This window comes from Tenuibacillus multivorans (assembly GCF_900103915.1).
Taxonomy (GTDB): domain Bacteria; phylum Bacillota; class Bacilli; order Bacillales; family Alkalibacillaceae; genus Tenuibacillus; species Tenuibacillus multivorans.
On sequence record NZ_FNIG01000001.1, the window covers coordinates 285,944 to 300,455 of the forward strand.

Below are 14,512 nucleotides of genomic sequence, written 5' to 3' on the forward strand. Positions count from 1 at the left end.
CATTTTTTTTACATAATACTCTATTTATCATAAAAGATAAAGGTTTATTTTTCCAATGTTTAAGTCTATCATAACAGAAAAGCTTATTTTTTTTACCTATAGTTGTCGAATTTTGTAAAAATTACAGTTTTAAAGTCTTATTAGCAGGAGGCTCTTGTGATGGGGGAGAGAAAGTTGATTAAACAGAGAGTTTTAAGCCCAGAGGATTTCGTAGAAGGTTATCAATTTATTACGGAATACTTGAACGAAGGAATTCCTCTTCGTGATGTCTTAAAAAAGGCACTAAAATATTTTGAAGATCGTTTTGACGATTCGTATTGTACGATTATGCTGTTAGACAGAGAAAAAGAAGAATTCATAGATGGCGTTGCGTATACCTTACCAGATGAAATACTAGAAAACTTTAAAGATAAGCGTTTATTTGAAGGTATGGGAGCTTGTAGTGTTGCTGCTATGCGTAAGAAGTTCGTTGTTTCCAAAGAAATTGGAAAGGATCCTGATTGGAAGATTTACCACGATGTGGTCGCACCATATGGATTGAAATCGTGCTGGTCCATGCCTATCTATTTACCCGGAACAGATGAAGTGATGGGAACGTTTGCGATTTATTCCAAGCATAGTCATGGTCCGGTTGATCAAGAAGTTGAAACGCTAAAAGCTTATAATGAATTGATTGCTTTAATTATTTCTAATTATATGTGCGCTGAGACTAAACAGGTTTATTTGGATCATGCTTTTTATTCTGAATTACAAGAGGATCGAGTAGCTGAACAAGCAACGCCGTATGTTGATTCGGTTAAAGAAGGATTACGAAATGATGAGTTTTTGCCTTATTATCAGCCGATTTTTAAAGGTGATGGTAAGTCGTTATATGGCGTCGAAGCATTAGCCAGGTGGCATCGCTCTGATAAGCGATTAGTATCGCCGGTTGATTTCATTGAACATGCAGAGGAGCAAGATTTTGTACACTGGTTGGATGAGGTCATTTGCAAAAAGGCTTGCCAGGATATGAAGGCGCTAATCGATGAAACTGGGAAAAACTTAATGCTTGCGGTCAATATTTCAGCCGTACATATAAAAAAGGAAAGCTTTGCTCAAAGGCTTCAAACCATTTTAGAAGAGACAGGTTTTCCGCCTGAATTTTTTACGATTGAGATTACAGAGACATCATTAATGGAAAACCTAGAGGATGTTGCGGTAACCTTCCAACAATTAAAAAGTCTAGGCTGCAAAATCTCAATCGATGATTTTGGAACAACTTACTCTTCTCTAAACTATCTTAAGTATCTACCTGTTGATACGATTAAATTGGATAAAACCTTTATCGATGATGTTGATAAAAGTCCGGTTGACCAACGAATATGTAAGACGATTATCCAATTAGGTTTAGATTTAAATCTAGACGTTGTAGCTGAAGGGATTGAAACGGAACAACATCTATCGATAATTAAGGATTTTGGTTGCGAGATTTATCAAGGATACTACTTTAGTAAACCCTTAACATTGGAAGATTGGAAGACCTATTTGATGAACTAGCCTCCCCTATATATTTATTATAGATGGAATCGCCATGATTTTGGCGGTTCTTTTTTTGTTAATATTTTTAGCAGGATTAATGGGAAAGATATATAATAATGAATATAATGTGGTGCCGTATATGCGTAAGTTTAAGTTAAGTGAGATAAAACAAAATATTGAAGGTAACCGTACTGAGGTTAACCGGCGCATATACTCGGAACAAGTGAAGCGTTTAAAAAGTAAACCAGCACGGTCAATGGATGAACGAAAAGCATTAGATGAGTTGGCCATTGCGAGTTGGGAAAAGGCAGTACGGGATGGTAAGATCAAATTTTTAGGAAAGCGGAAGGTATATTATGATTGCCGAAGATAAGCAATTATTAAACAGGAACAAACCTAATTCATAAACATACGGAATACCAAACAGGCCAGAAAATAAAGGGTTGTTTCCTTTCGTTATGGAATGGTTATGGTAGAGTAAAAATTTTAAAAAGAGGTGTTGATTGTGGAGCGTTTATCAGATGAGCAAGTTCAACAAGAACTAGACAAACTACCAAATTGGAAGCTTGTTGATGAAAAATGGATCCGTCGCCGCTATAAGTTTAAGGATTATTTAGATGGGGTTGAATTTGTTCGCAAAGTTGCAGAGTATGCTGAGAGCAAAAACCATCACCCCAACATTGCTATTGATTATAAGGTCGTGACATTAAAAATTTCATCATGGGAAATGCGCGGGTTAACGGATTTGGATTTTGAAATGGTACATCATTTTGATGAATTGTATGAAGGATAAAAGCCACCTGGAGCAGGTGGCTTTTATTAATCTACAATAATAAATAAGCAATCAAAACGCCGGTTCCACCGAAGATGAGTGCATATCCAATATTCCAAAGCGTTAACTGGTATGGGTTGCGTTTAAAATATTGATTTAGCATTGTAATCGGAATGTTGAACGTTCCCGTCATGTCATTCGAAATTACTGATATGATCATAACAATTGAGATGCTAAGTGGATTAATCGTATCCAAAAACGGAGTGACGAATAACCCTTGTAAGCTAAGGGTAACTAATGGATGGAAGCCGAAAAAGGCTAAAATCATCGAGCTTAACTGAATAAAAACAAACAGTAAAAGTGGTGTGTTTTCAAGCCAGGCAAAGGATGCCATCACTTGATCAAAAATAGGTGTTGCCCCAACCACTTCATTAAATACACCGACTGGAAGTAACAGCATCATAAAGTTTTGCATTGTCCAAATTTGTTCGCCCCACACCTGTTGGTTATAGCGGACAAAGGTTTGGAATCGTTTTGTTATAAGTGCCCAGAGCATGGTGTATGGAATAATCACGAGTATAATCGCATCAAAGAACACAAGGCCTGTCAACGTGTGGGTTAATGCTGCAATGGTAATAAACAAAATTAAAAATAAGACGAGTGATGCTAGCTTACGGTAATTGGCTTTCGAATGCGTATGATCATTTGACTGCAATTTAATTTTTCGATATTTAAAATAACCTAACGATGTATCTAGTAACAGCATCGTGAGTGAAAATCCGAGTAAGACAGGTAATAAAACTAAATAAGATGAACCGGTGTAGGCGACAACGAGTGCGATATAGACTTCAATTGGGCTCCACGTATTAGCGGCCGCGAGCGGACGCAAAACAGCCCGTGTTGCGAATTGTTGCGTTAAATTTTCCTTAAAGCCTGCTGTTTTTTCCTTAATGAGTGAAAAAACGAGCGGGATCATAGATAGAAAAATGAAAATTGTTAGCACGTAACTTGTTAAATAGGATTTCACATAGAACTTACCGAGGTTCGGCGTATTTTTTTGTAAGATTTCAAACAAGGATTGATCGTACTCACCAACAATCATGTAATGGTTAATAAATGGGATAATATAAAGTAAGGTCAAAAGCAATCCCATTGACGTAAAGTAAGTTGTAATAGACGAATAGGGTAAATCATAGATGAAAAATAAAACCGATGATATTAAGAAAAATATGATTCCAATTGTTTGATAGGTTCGGTTTGAGCCAACGATTGAAACAAGAAAGGCACCGATCCCAATGACACCTTGAATGTCGGTTAGCCAATCTTGCTGGGAAAATAGATTAATCATATATAGTGCAGCAAAACTTGTATATAAATAAAACTGTAGTCGTCTCATTATGTTCACTCTTTCTAATGCTTAAGTTCCCTACTATCTTAACAAATCCCACTCTATTAGCCTAATTAATGAAATAGAACTAGTACTTCCTGTTGATAGATGAGCGAAACAACGACTTAAAACGGAACGAAAGGACTGAATTATAAAAAAACCGACATAAAATATAAGATTTTTCGAAAGAGTCCAATTTTAGATATTTAGATCTATTGATTTTGTAATCATTAACTTTTTTCGACATAATTAGACTTAAATTTATGAAACTAAATAACTATTATCGATGACATAATCGTCGTTTGACGCGGTGAAGCGGTATTAAATTAGTCAATTGGTCCGATTTCTAATTATCTAGCCATCCATTATGATGAACTCAAGAGATTAGTCAGAAAACTTTATATTTGACCTAATCTCGACAAAGGCAAAACTGGTGAAAGCCAGCGACGCAAAGCTACAGGGGCTACAGTGTAAAAACACAAAGCCAGCCAGCTACCGAAGGATCAGGGACATGTATGATAGCTACACGTTATCCTTTTTAACAATCCGGAATTTGTTAGAGAGGTATTTGGGTACCTTCATACATGAATGAACCCCGTCATTCGGTAATGGCGGGGTAATTTTTATGTAATGGAGGTGACAGAAGTGATTCTTCGTAACCTGAGTACAGATGAAGAAATTGCTCATTATATTCAATCGGCTTACACCTTTACGAAACGGTTAAAAGGTTTAATGTTTACAGACGAACTGAATTCAGGTTACGGGTTGCATATCTTACCCTGCCAGTCGGTACACACACATTTTATGCGTTACCCCATTGATGTTGTGTATTGCAACAAGAGTCTATATGTCATTGATATTGACGAGAATCTTCCTCCAGGTAAGTTTGGGAAACGGAGAAAGGGTGCGCACTCGGTACTTGAACTCCCCACTGGTACCGTGGCGCACTCGACATTACAAATTGGACACCAACTAGAATTACGATAAATCTATTAAAAAATTTTAAAAGGAGTTGTTTTAAGTGAAAAAGTTTTTGACTCAATTCATTCGTGAAGAAGAAGGACAAGGGATGGCGGAATACGCGTTAGTGTTAGGTGTAATTGCGGTAGGAGTTGTAGGTGTTTTAGCGGTGTTTGGTGATAAAATACTAGGTGTCTTTGAGACTATTAGAGACGAATTTGATCAAGTTCCTGGTTCTGAAGGAACTGAATAAAGTCTAATTACGTCCTATAAATGAATGGAGGCCTGAGCAATGGAAATCTTAATCGACTTGCTATTATTCGCTGTATTAGTGATTAGTTTTTTAACTGATTTAAAACAACGGAAAATTTACAATAAAGTACTTTTTCCTGCTTTAATCCTTGCTCTCCTCCTTCATCCTATTTTTAGTGGTTTTGATGGAATCAAGAGCTCAATATTGGGCTTACTTCTTGGATTTGGCATCTTATTGATTCCATATCTGATGGGTGGAATGGGCGCTGGTGATGTCAAGCTACTTGCGGTCATCGGAGCGATAAAAGGTCCAGCATTTGTTTTTGCGACAGCGGTGTATATGGCGCTATTAGGTGGACTGATTGGAATCGCCTTAATCGTATTACGAAAGGACTTTTTTAAACGTCTTTATTACGCTTTTTCTAACATGAGATATGGAATGCAATTATTGAAACCGGATAAAGAGACGATGCAGCGAACGTTTCCTTATGGTGTCGCGATTGTCGGTGGTGCTTGTCTAACCTTTTTTCTAGAGGGTGTGGTGATTTAATGTTTCGTAATGAAAAAGGGCAATCCATTGTCGAATTTTCATTAGTTATACCATTATTAATGCTTATGTTAATCGGTGTATTTGATGTTGGGCGTATGATGTATTCATACTCTGGCCTACATTTTACAGCGCAAGAGACGGTTCGATTAGGTGGATTTGGTTATTCGAACGAGGAAATTATTGATTTTGCTAAAAACCATTTCCAAACGGGTGAACCGGAAAATCTCACCGTTTCGATTTCACCATCTGAAGATCTTCGTAAGTCTGGTGAGTATATCACGGTGACGCTAAATTACCCTATTCAACCGATTACACCATTTGCTGAACAAATTTTTGGCGATGCGATTCAATTAACGTCTGAATCGACAATCAGGATTGAATGATGGGAGCGGTATGATGATCAAGCGTTTTATAAAAAATGAAAGTGCGAACGCGACGTTTTTAGTGACGATATCGTTTACGGGTCTGCTTGCGTTAACAGGATTAGTTGTCGATGGTGGCTTGCTATATTCAACGCATGCTGATTTACAAAAGTCAGCTAATGCTGCTGTGTTATCGGGTGGACAAGAGCTAACCGAGGAACAAGAGGTTGTGCAACAAATAGTTGATGAAACGTTGACCTATCATGAAGAACTTGATTCGTTAATTGAAACGACCATCATTCCTGAAAGAAGGGTGACGGTCGAACTTGAGAAGCCAGTAGGAACAACGTTTATGCAGCTGTTTGGAGTTGATTCAGTAGATGTCAATGTCGATGCAACGGCCCGAATTGCTGTGATGGGACGTGCAACGGGTGTCGCACCACTTGGAATCGATAAGTCAGTAGATTTGGAGTATGGCGAAGAGTACACCCTAAAGGTTGATGAATCAGGTGTTGATACAGGATTCTTTGGGATTTTAGCTTTGGATGGCCCAGGGGCACGAACTTATAAAGAGACGCTCTTACACGGATCTGATGGGGAATTTAAGATTGGAGATGTGATTGACACACAGACGGGTAACATTGCCGGACCAACAAAAGAGGCAGTCGATATTTTAGTTAATAGCTGCAGTGATATGGATGAACCGGATTGTCGTCGTATTTTATTAATCCCCGTTTATGAACCGTATAATCATAATCAAAACCAGATGAAAGAAGTTAAGATTGTCGGGTTTGCTCACTTTTATCTCACAGAGCCAATGGATGGTGACGAAAAAACGATTAAAGGCATTTTCATTAAAGAAATTGATAAAGGCTTTGAAGAGGATGGGGCCGTCAATCGTGGAGCATTTATTGTTAAACTTTCAGAGTAGATAGTAGGTGAAGGTATGCAATCAAGGATTTTTTTCTTACTAGCGATCTTAATGGGTATCATTACGACCGCTATCTTTTTTTATACGAATCAAAATAACGAACCAGCGCCTGTTGAGGAAACACCGGTGACAGAAGTTGTCGTGCTTACGAATGATGTTTCTGAGAATCAGCGTTTAACCGGGGAAGATGTCACATTGAAGGCGATTCCTAAAGACCAAGCACATGCTGCCACTTTGTCGTCAGTTGATGACGTGCAGGGGAAGTTTGCAACGGCTGGAATGGTTGAAGGTGAGGTTGTGCTTTCCCATCGCTTGAAATCAAGTAAGGAAGAACAGCGCTTAGTGTCACGTAAGGTAAGAGATGGCTATCGTGCGGTTTCAATTGATACGGATATGGTTCGGTCTGTAACGAATTTAATAGAGCCGGAAGATTATGTCGATGTGATTTTTACATATCAGATAGAGGATGAGGCAGAGGGGGAAGGCGGCAATACTGAAATTAGTAGTCGATTAACATCTGGCATTTCCGAAAATCTATTAGATGCTTCCGAATCTGTCATCTTACTAGAAGAAATACGTGTTTTATCGGTCGGTCGTAAAATGGTGACGAACCCCAATGGAGGGGACTACGTCGAGTACAGTCAGGTGACATTAGAGTTACCGCCACGTGATGTTGTGGCGCTAGTGAATGCAAGTGAACAGGGATCAATCCATTTAGCCTTACATTCACGTATTGTACCTGAAGAAGAAGCAGAAGATAGCGAAGAATAACCACTTAAGCCGATTGGGGGGAGCAATATGGCTGAAGTAGAGCAAGACATAAAGAAAAAAGAAGGCCAAGTCATTACCGTCTGTAGTGGTAAAGGCGGTGTAGGTAAGACGGTACTATCCGTTAATTTAGCGATTGCACTAAGTAAGAAAAACGTTGATGTTGCACTCATTGATGGCGAATTTCAGTTTGGTGACGTCGGGCTAGCGATGGATTTGCAGCCTTCATTTACGATGAAAGATATCGTCGACGAACAGGATCGCTTAGACGAATATAACATAACAAATTATTTAACGCGGCATGAAAGTGGTGTCAAAGTATTAACAGCACCGGATCGTCCGGAATATGCCGAGTTAGTTACAGGTGATTTAATACGACAAACGGTGCAATTGTTGAAGCGTAACTTTGATTATATCGTCATCGATGCAGGATACGGCATGAAGGATAAGACGGTTGATTTTATGGAAGAGGCAGATAAGGTTCTAACGGTTACGACATTAGAGGTAGCATCTTTGAAAAATACAAAAATGATGCTGGAAACGATACACCAGCTCCAATTTGATCAGAAGCTGGAGTTAATTTTAAATCGATATAACATGGATAGTTTGATTAAAACGGAAGAGGTACCAGGGATGTTACGAGTTGAAGACGTTCGCCACATTCCGAATAACTTTAAGTTAACCTCACAGTCGATGAATTTAGGTGTTCCCGTTGTGGTAAGCCATGCGAAGTCAGATGTAGCAAAAGGTATTTTTAAGCTGGCACAAGCTTTGATTGATGAGCAGAGCGGGACGCAAGAGAAGAAAAAAGGTTCGCTACTTGGAAAGATGTTTTCCAAATAAATCGGAAGAAAGGAAAACGAGGCTAGTTTAAGTCGTTGGAGGTGTCGTCATGAGTTTATTAGAACGTTTAAATAAGCAGGAGCAAAAAGCTGAAGAAAAGGTAAAACCGCAAGAACCCACACAGGAGAAAAAGGAAGCGACGGCACCAAAGCCCGAACCGAAAAAGGAAAGTAAGCCAGCAAAAAGTCGTCCAATACTTGATGAACAACACATCGCTTTTAAAGATTTAGTCCATAAGGAGATTTTAAAGGAAATAAGTGGCGATCAACCGAAGGAAGAAATCGTTCCAAAGGTGGAAGAAATCGCGGTTGACTTAATCAAAGAAAATGAAGCCTTTCGAACGGTTGACCGGAAGCGTGTCGTTGATGATTTGGTCAATGACCTAACGGGTTATGGTCCGATTAATCCACTTTTGGCGGATGAAGATGTGTCTGAAGTCATGGTTAATGGACCAGATCAAGTTTACTGCGAACGGGATGGAAGGCTTGAGTTAACCGATATTACATTCCGAGATGATGACCATGTGCATCATGTCATAGAAAAAATTGTAGCACCACTGGGCCGACGTATCGATGAAAGCAGTCCGATGGTAGATGCGCGTCTACCGGATGGTTCACGTGTCAATGCGATTATTCCACCGCTTGCACTAAATGGACCGACGCTCACGATTCGTAAGTTCGCAACGGATCCATTCAAGATAGATGATTTAGTTAACTTTGGAACCTTAACACAGGAGATGGCAACCTTTATTGATGCTTGCGTTAAAGCTCGTCTCAACATTTTTGTTAGTGGTGGTACGGGTTCCGGGAAAACGACGTCGTTGAACGTACTTTCTAATTTTATTCCAAATGACGAACGGATTGTGACGATTGAGGATGCGGCTGAGCTGCAATTAGGACAGGATCACGTCGTATCTCTTGAATCACGTCCACCTAACCTAGAAGGAAAAGGTGCGATTTCGATTCGTGATTTAGTTCGGAACTCATTGCGTATGCGCCCAGATCGCATTGTAATTGGTGAGGTTCGTGGGGCGGAGGCGCTTGATATGCTTCAAGCGATGAACACCGGTCACGATGGGTCACTAGCAACGGGTCACTCGAACAGTCCACGTGATATGTTATCGCGTCTTGAAACGATGGTATTACTTGCAGGTGTCGAGCTACCGATTAAAGCGATTCGTGATCAGATTTCAGGTGCGATTGATTTGATTATTCAGCAATCCCGCCTTAAAGATGGTTCAAGGAAAATTGTGAAAATTACGGAAGTGCAAGGCTTAGAGGGCGATGTCATTGTACTACAGGACATCTTTGAATTTGAACAAACAGGCGTAGATTCGGAAGGAAAAATCCAGGGGCATCTCGTTCCAACTGGTGTTCGACCAAAGTTTTTTGATCAAATTCAAAATACGGATATTCATATTCCGACGAACGTCTTTGTACGTGAAGAGGAGTGGAATGTATGAACCTAGAGTATGTCATGTTAGCAGGAGTTCTACTCACCTCGACCTTGCTTTTCTTAGCCATATTCCATCGTCTTTTTTATAAAGATCAAAAGATGAAGGAAAGGGTCCAGCAGTATATTTTTGAAGAACAGCCCGAGCAACCGCCAGAAAAAGATGAGAAAGTGAAAATGGCGGTTGAATTCCGCATGACGAAGGAGCGCATCCGCAAACGATTACAAAAACAGGATAAAGGTCAAAAAATTGAAATGGAGCTTCATCAGGCCGGGATTCCCATTAAACCAGAAGAATATGTCATGTTTAAATGGATTTCCATTGCTTTTTTTGCGGGGCTATTTTATTTAATATTTGACCATTTTCTACTCCTTTTTATCGGAGCCATTTTTGGTATGATGATTCCGCGTTTTGTTGTAGCACGAAAGAAGAAACAGCGAATCAATCAGTTTAACGACCATTTAGCCGAGATGATTTCTTCAATTGTAAGTGCGTTACGCGCTGGTTTTAGTTTTCCGCAAGCGATGCAAAATGTTCGAAATGAATCCCCCTCCCCTGTTAAGGAAGAGCTAGAACAATTACTCAAAGAAATGCAATATGGGGCAACAGTAGAGGAGTCATTGAACCGTATGAAAGAGCGCGTACCGAGCGATGATTTGGATTTAATGATTCAGGCGATTGTCATCCAGCGTCAAGTCGGGGGTAACTTAGCTGTTGTGTTAGAAAAAATCGTCCACACAATCCGAGAACGAATCAAGATCCAAGGGCAAATTAAAACACTGACCGCACAAGGAAAAATGTCCGGTGTCGTCGTTGGGTTACTACCGTTTGGTTTAGCTGGCATGCTTTATGTGATGAACCCTGAGTATATGGGTGTTCTCTTTACCCATCCAGTTGGTGTCGTGCTCATCATTATAGCAAGTATCTCGATGGTTATTGGATTTATCTTTATTCAAAAAATCACGTCGATTGAGGTGTGAAGTCATGTTAGTCGTATTATATATGATGACCATTGTATTTATAATCGGTGGCTTCATCCTATATCGAAAAGAAAAGGTGCAGAAGATTACATCGCGTAAGTCTTATATTAATGGTGTGAGTGGAACGGCAGCTTTGGATATCACTGAGGAAGATGACGAGAAAGATCGCTCACTTTTTCAACGCATAATCGAACCAAAGCTAAAAGAGTTTAAACGTCGCTTCAGGCGACAAATGCCGAATAAAAAACAAGAAAAACTAGAATTAAAACTAATGCGCGCGGGTAATCCTATGGGGCTAACCCCGTTTGAATACCGTCTTGTACAAATGATTTTGTACCTATTAATTCCTTTTTTATTTAGTGTTCTAGCCTTAATTGGAAATCTATCATTTGGGCGTGGACTTTTTGTCGCAGTGCTAGGCCTGGGATTAGCCGCCTATCTACCGGTTGTTTATTTACGAATGAAAACAGCAACGCGCTATACCGAAGCCGTGAAGGAACTTCCTGATTTCATTGACTTATTAGCTGTCAGTATGGAAGCGGGTCTTGGCTTTGACTCCGCTTTAGGTAAGGTTGTATCCAAGCAGGAAGGTGTATTATCCAAGGAATTTCGACGTTGTCTGGAGGAATTAAAACTCGGAAAAACGCGTCGTCAAGCTTTATCTGGTGTACGCGAGCGACTAGAAGTTGATGATGTTAAATTACTCGTTGGTAGCATTATTCAAGCGGAACAGCTTGGGGTCGGAATGGTTCAAACCTTGCGTGTTCAGTCGGATGAGGTTAGAGAACGCCGTAAACAACGAGCCGAAGAACAGGCCATGAAGGCACCGATTAAAATGTTATTTCCACTCGTATTATTTATATTCCCGTGTATATTTATCGTTTTATTAGGTCCAGCTGTGATTGAAATCATCGGAATGTTTTCGAGTCGGTAGGTCAAGCACGTTTAGGCGTGCTTTTTTTGTTTATAATGCTGACAAAGTGTCTAATTAAAAAATCCAAACTTCTAAAATTAATGAACTTGTCTAAAGCAATCACTTATTCACTACATACAATAATAATGTAATTCTAGGATCTAAGGGGGATAATCATGCCTTTAGAATTAATGAAGCTAAATGTTGCGGCGTCAACGGTAACAACAGTTGGTCCAACGGTAGAGAAGTTTTTCTATGTAACCGATACAGAAACAGCTGCAGGGTCGACGTTATCGATTGATACAGCTGATTTCTTTGGTGATGATGGTGCAGCGGTTACTGAACTACCAGCTTTAGCTACCGATAATAGCTATTTTAAGATCTATATTAATGGTGTCGCACAAATGCAAGGGTTATCCACTTATACGCCAGGTGCAACGGCAGTTGGTTCATTGAATGTTGACGTACCGGCAGATGGAGACCCGATTCTAGTAAATACAGCTATTGTATTAGAAGTTGTTAATTATTCACCAACTTCTACAACAAATGTGATAACTTAGCAATTTTTGAAAGGGTTTCGCTAATGAAACCCTTTCTTTATTTGGTTTAACTTTGATAAATTCTAATAAACTGAAGAATAATGGGTGTATCTTTAGGAGGAATATCGGCTGTTTTTAACTTCAGCGTTCCTTTTTCAACTTCATAAGTGTTTGGCGGTTGTAGAACACCGTTAATAAATAAATTCATATAAGAAATAGATTGGGGATCTAATATACCTCGTTTCCCGTATTGCTTTAACTCATCTTCGTTAGAATAAATTGATTTAACACCATCTGATAAGGCATTGTATTGATACGTATCAACTTTTAAAACCCTATTAGGAAGCTTGATTGATAGATGAATCAACATATCGGAGGTTGAGGTTTGCCAATCGTACACGCTTTTAGTCGAAATAACTTGTTTTTTAATATAGGGCTTCATCTTAATCACCTAACCTATTTCATCTTATGTTTGTCTGTGATGAGTGTTTAGGGAAGGTGCATAGATTTAAGAGATTTTATATGCCTTGTGTTAAACTAATGATAAGAGGAGTGAACGTGATGGGATTTAAAAGAGACGTACATATTCATGCACCAATTGACCAAGTGTTTCGCGTAACGACAACGTATGAATACGCCCCAAAAGTATTAAGTCATATTGCGGATATAGAAATTGTCGGAGATGCTCCAATTGGTGTTGGATCGAAAATTAAAGAAACACGAAAAATAAGTCAAACACAGGTTGAAAACATGTTAGAAGTGGTCGAATACGAACCGAACAAACGGTTTGCGATTCATAGTGAGCAAAATGGCTTGGATCTAGATTATGTGTACACGTTTTCTGAAGTTGATGGTGGGACAAGGGTTGAATTTGAAGGTAAAATTAAGGCGAAAGGGTTGCGAAATATAATGATGAAGCCATTGATTAATCGGATTATAAAAAAGGAAGATGGCGACCATTTAGACAAATTAAAGCAATACATTCACAATCAAGATTCGGATGAAAAATAGACCGTTCTGTTAAGGCGGTCTATTTATAGTATTTTTAAAGAGGGACAGAGTAGTGGGAGAAGAGGTGATTTTGGTGCGACAGTTTAAAAATTTAAAGCGGATGGAAGAGGTGAATACATTCGTTAACAACCATGAATTATCTTTTCTTTATATATCACGACAGGGTTGCAGTGTGTGTCACGGTTTGCTACCCCAGGTACAGACCATGATGGAACATTACCCTAAAATTAAACTTGGGCATATTGATGGAAAAGAGTATTTGCGTGAAGCTCGCATTGTACAAATGGATGAATTTAATCACAAAGTATCCAAAGTCTATTATGGGGTTCTAGGATAGACGACTTCAAACTCCTCGCATACTACGAGCATGTTTTCATCAAATTCTTGACCACTGTTCGCAAGTTCCCGATTAAAGAATTTAAGGTGTTCACGACGCCAGTAGTCATAGCTTTTATCGCCTTCTCCTTCCTTAAAGGCAAATTCTTCGCTCACTTCATTAAAAGGGATGACATCAACTTTTTTAGTTTGCGTGATGATAAGGGCGTTACCATCCCAATCCGTAATAATGTTGTATTCGCCTACTTTAGGTAGAGGTTCATTACCTTCAACATAAAGCTGATGTAAAGAGCACGTGGCGGTTTTATCACCGCTTTTCACTAAGGCTCCTAGCTCATTCGCTAATTCTGGACCATCACCAAAAGGCCATGCCTCATAAGTTGCATGTTTAGCTTCATTTTCATCTAACGTTTGTAAAAAGTTTTGCCACATCGAATTAATAGATTTTTCGCTCATTGACCTTACACCTTTCAATAATTATGTCATAATTAAGGGTAACATTAAATGCTATTATACCATGTATGAAAGGTGATTGGGTATGGAGAACTATAGTAAGTTGTTATTACGTTTTTCAGCATTATTCGCAGTTGTAGGTGCATTTATTGGATCACATATGGCAGGGACGATGGATTATCAGTTTAAGTCGATTCATGCCCATATTTTAGTGGTCGGATGGTTAACGTTGTTTGCGTGGGCTGTTTTTTATAAAGTATTTTATAAGGTGAAGTCTAATATTGCGATACTTCATGTATGGAGCGGTATTTTGGGTTCATTTGGTTTAACAACTGGGATGTGGCTTTATTTTGTTCGACCGTTTGGCCTACCTGATGGCCTGGTAACCGTTTATTTTATCGTGGGTGGAACGACTCTTCTTGTAAGTTTTATACTTTTCTTCTTACTAACGTTAAGAAATTTTGATAGAGAATAGGAGTGATTT

The 14,512-nt window shown here is 39.1% G+C and carries 20 protein-coding genes and 1 riboswitch; of the genes, 17 read left to right on the forward strand and 3 right to left on the reverse strand.

The window, feature by feature from the left end:
• Nucleotides 1-159 precede the first annotated feature (159 nt).
• The 3 genes from BLP77_RS01485 to BLP77_RS01495 all read left to right on the forward strand — a co-directional run bounded on the left by BLP77_RS01485 (nucleotide 160) and on the right by BLP77_RS01495 (nucleotide 2,311).
• Nucleotides 160-1,536, forward strand: a complete 1,377-nt coding sequence (locus tag BLP77_RS01485) for a sensor domain-containing phosphodiesterase (protein WP_093855331.1) — start codon at nucleotides 160-162, stop codon at nucleotides 1,534-1,536.
• Nucleotides 1,537-1,657: 121 nt separating this feature from the next.
• Complete coding sequence (locus BLP77_RS01490) at nucleotides 1,658-1,891, forward strand: hypothetical protein (RefSeq protein ID WP_143001383.1); 234 nt, start codon at nucleotides 1,658-1,660, stop codon at nucleotides 1,889-1,891.
• A gap of 132 nt (nucleotides 1,892-2,023) precedes the next feature.
• Nucleotides 2,024-2,311: a 4a-hydroxytetrahydrobiopterin dehydratase gene (locus tag BLP77_RS01495; protein WP_093855333.1), complete on the forward strand. Its 288-nt coding sequence runs from the start codon at nucleotides 2,024-2,026 to the stop codon at nucleotides 2,309-2,311.
• Nucleotides 2,312-2,342: 31 nt separating this feature from the next.
• On the opposite strand, the gene BLP77_RS01500 is transcribed toward BLP77_RS01495, so the two are convergent.
• Nucleotides 2,343-3,686, reverse strand: coding sequence for a hypothetical protein (locus tag BLP77_RS01500; RefSeq protein WP_093855334.1), 1,344 nt, complete (start codon nucleotides 3,684-3,686; stop codon nucleotides 2,343-2,345).
• A 404-nt stretch (nucleotides 3,687-4,090) separates the two neighbouring features.
• Nucleotides 4,091-4,177: riboswitch (cyclic di-GMP riboswitch) on the forward strand.
• A 145-nt stretch (nucleotides 4,178-4,322) separates the two neighbouring features.
• On the opposite strand from BLP77_RS01500, the gene BLP77_RS01505 reads away from it, so the two are divergent.
• From BLP77_RS01505 to BLP77_RS01555, 11 genes are all read left to right on the forward strand, one after another.
• On the forward strand, nucleotides 4,323-4,664 hold the full coding sequence (locus BLP77_RS01505) for a DUF192 domain-containing protein (protein WP_176752921.1): 342 nt from the start codon (nucleotides 4,323-4,325) through the stop codon (nucleotides 4,662-4,664).
• A gap of 34 nt (nucleotides 4,665-4,698) precedes the next feature.
• Complete coding sequence (locus tag BLP77_RS01510; RefSeq protein WP_093855336.1) at nucleotides 4,699-4,890, forward strand: Flp family type IVb pilin; 192 nt, start codon at nucleotides 4,699-4,701, stop codon at nucleotides 4,888-4,890.
• Between the two features lie 39 nt (nucleotides 4,891-4,929).
• Entirely contained in the window at nucleotides 4,930-5,439 is a 510-nt protein-coding gene (locus BLP77_RS01515; RefSeq protein ID WP_245686771.1) for an A24 family peptidase, read from the forward strand.
• Complete coding sequence (locus tag BLP77_RS01520; RefSeq protein WP_093855337.1) at nucleotides 5,439-5,822, forward strand: TadE family protein; 384 nt, start codon at nucleotides 5,439-5,441, stop codon at nucleotides 5,820-5,822. Before BLP77_RS01515 ends, BLP77_RS01520 begins: the two co-directional genes overlap by 1 nt.
• Nucleotides 5,823-5,835: 13 nt before the next feature.
• Complete coding sequence (locus tag BLP77_RS01525; protein WP_093855338.1) at nucleotides 5,836-6,732, forward strand: Tad domain-containing protein; 897 nt, start codon at nucleotides 5,836-5,838, stop codon at nucleotides 6,730-6,732.
• Between the two features lie 15 nt (nucleotides 6,733-6,747).
• Nucleotides 6,748-7,503 (forward strand): Flp pilus assembly protein CpaB, encoded by a 756-nt coding sequence (gene cpaB, locus BLP77_RS01530; RefSeq protein ID WP_093855339.1) that lies wholly within the window; start codon nucleotides 6,748-6,750, stop codon nucleotides 7,501-7,503.
• Between the two features lie 27 nt (nucleotides 7,504-7,530).
• Nucleotides 7,531-8,343: a CpaE/TadZ family protein gene (locus tag BLP77_RS01535; protein WP_093855340.1), complete on the forward strand. Its 813-nt coding sequence runs from the start codon at nucleotides 7,531-7,533 to the stop codon at nucleotides 8,341-8,343.
• A 49-nt stretch (nucleotides 8,344-8,392) separates the two neighbouring features.
• Nucleotides 8,393-9,805, forward strand: a complete 1,413-nt coding sequence (locus BLP77_RS01540) for a TadA family conjugal transfer-associated ATPase (protein ID WP_093855341.1) — start codon at nucleotides 8,393-8,395, stop codon at nucleotides 9,803-9,805.
• A complete protein-coding gene (locus BLP77_RS01545) occupies nucleotides 9,802-10,776 on the forward strand; it encodes a type II secretion system F family protein (protein ID WP_245686772.1) in 975 nt (324 codons plus the stop codon). Before BLP77_RS01540 ends, BLP77_RS01545 begins: the two co-directional genes overlap by 4 nt.
• A gap of 4 nt (nucleotides 10,777-10,780) precedes the next feature.
• A complete protein-coding gene (locus BLP77_RS01550) occupies nucleotides 10,781-11,710 on the forward strand; it encodes a type II secretion system F family protein (protein ID WP_245686773.1) in 930 nt (309 codons plus the stop codon).
• Between the two features lie 155 nt (nucleotides 11,711-11,865).
• Nucleotides 11,866-12,249 carry a DUF4183 domain-containing protein gene (locus BLP77_RS01555; RefSeq protein WP_093855342.1) on the forward strand — a complete coding sequence of 128 codons (384 nt, stop codon included), beginning with the start codon at nucleotides 11,866-11,868 and terminating at the stop codon, nucleotides 12,247-12,249.
• 46 nt (nucleotides 12,250-12,295) lie between these two features.
• Here the strand turns inward: BLP77_RS01555 and BLP77_RS01560 are convergent, their stop codons facing one another.
• Entirely contained in the window at nucleotides 12,296-12,670 is a 375-nt protein-coding gene (locus tag BLP77_RS01560; protein WP_093855343.1) for a DUF4183 domain-containing protein, read from the reverse strand.
• Between the two features lie 119 nt (nucleotides 12,671-12,789).
• Between BLP77_RS01560 and BLP77_RS01565 the strand changes: the two genes are divergently transcribed.
• Together BLP77_RS01565 and BLP77_RS01570 are read left to right on the forward strand one after the other, a co-directional pair.
• Nucleotides 12,790-13,239 carry an SRPBCC family protein gene (locus BLP77_RS01565; RefSeq protein WP_176752922.1) on the forward strand — a complete coding sequence of 150 codons (450 nt, stop codon included), beginning with the start codon at nucleotides 12,790-12,792 and terminating at the stop codon, nucleotides 13,237-13,239.
• Between the two features lie 73 nt (nucleotides 13,240-13,312).
• Entirely contained in the window at nucleotides 13,313-13,576 is a 264-nt protein-coding gene (locus BLP77_RS01570; RefSeq protein WP_176752923.1) for a thioredoxin domain-containing protein, read from the forward strand.
• Here the strand turns inward: BLP77_RS01570 and BLP77_RS01575 are convergent.
• Nucleotides 13,558-14,031, reverse strand: a complete 474-nt coding sequence (locus tag BLP77_RS01575; RefSeq protein WP_093855345.1) for an ASCH domain-containing protein — start codon at nucleotides 14,029-14,031, stop codon at nucleotides 13,558-13,560. The two genes, BLP77_RS01570 and BLP77_RS01575, sit on opposite strands and share 19 nt — an antisense overlap.
• 82 nt (nucleotides 14,032-14,113) lie before the next feature.
• Between BLP77_RS01575 and BLP77_RS01580 the strand changes: the two genes are divergently transcribed.
• The gene (locus BLP77_RS01580; RefSeq protein WP_093855346.1) at nucleotides 14,114-14,503 is read left to right on the forward strand and encodes a hypothetical protein; all 390 of its coding nucleotides are present in this window, start codon (nucleotides 14,114-14,116) and stop codon (nucleotides 14,501-14,503) included.
• The last annotated feature ends 9 nt before the right edge of the window (nucleotides 14,504-14,512 follow it).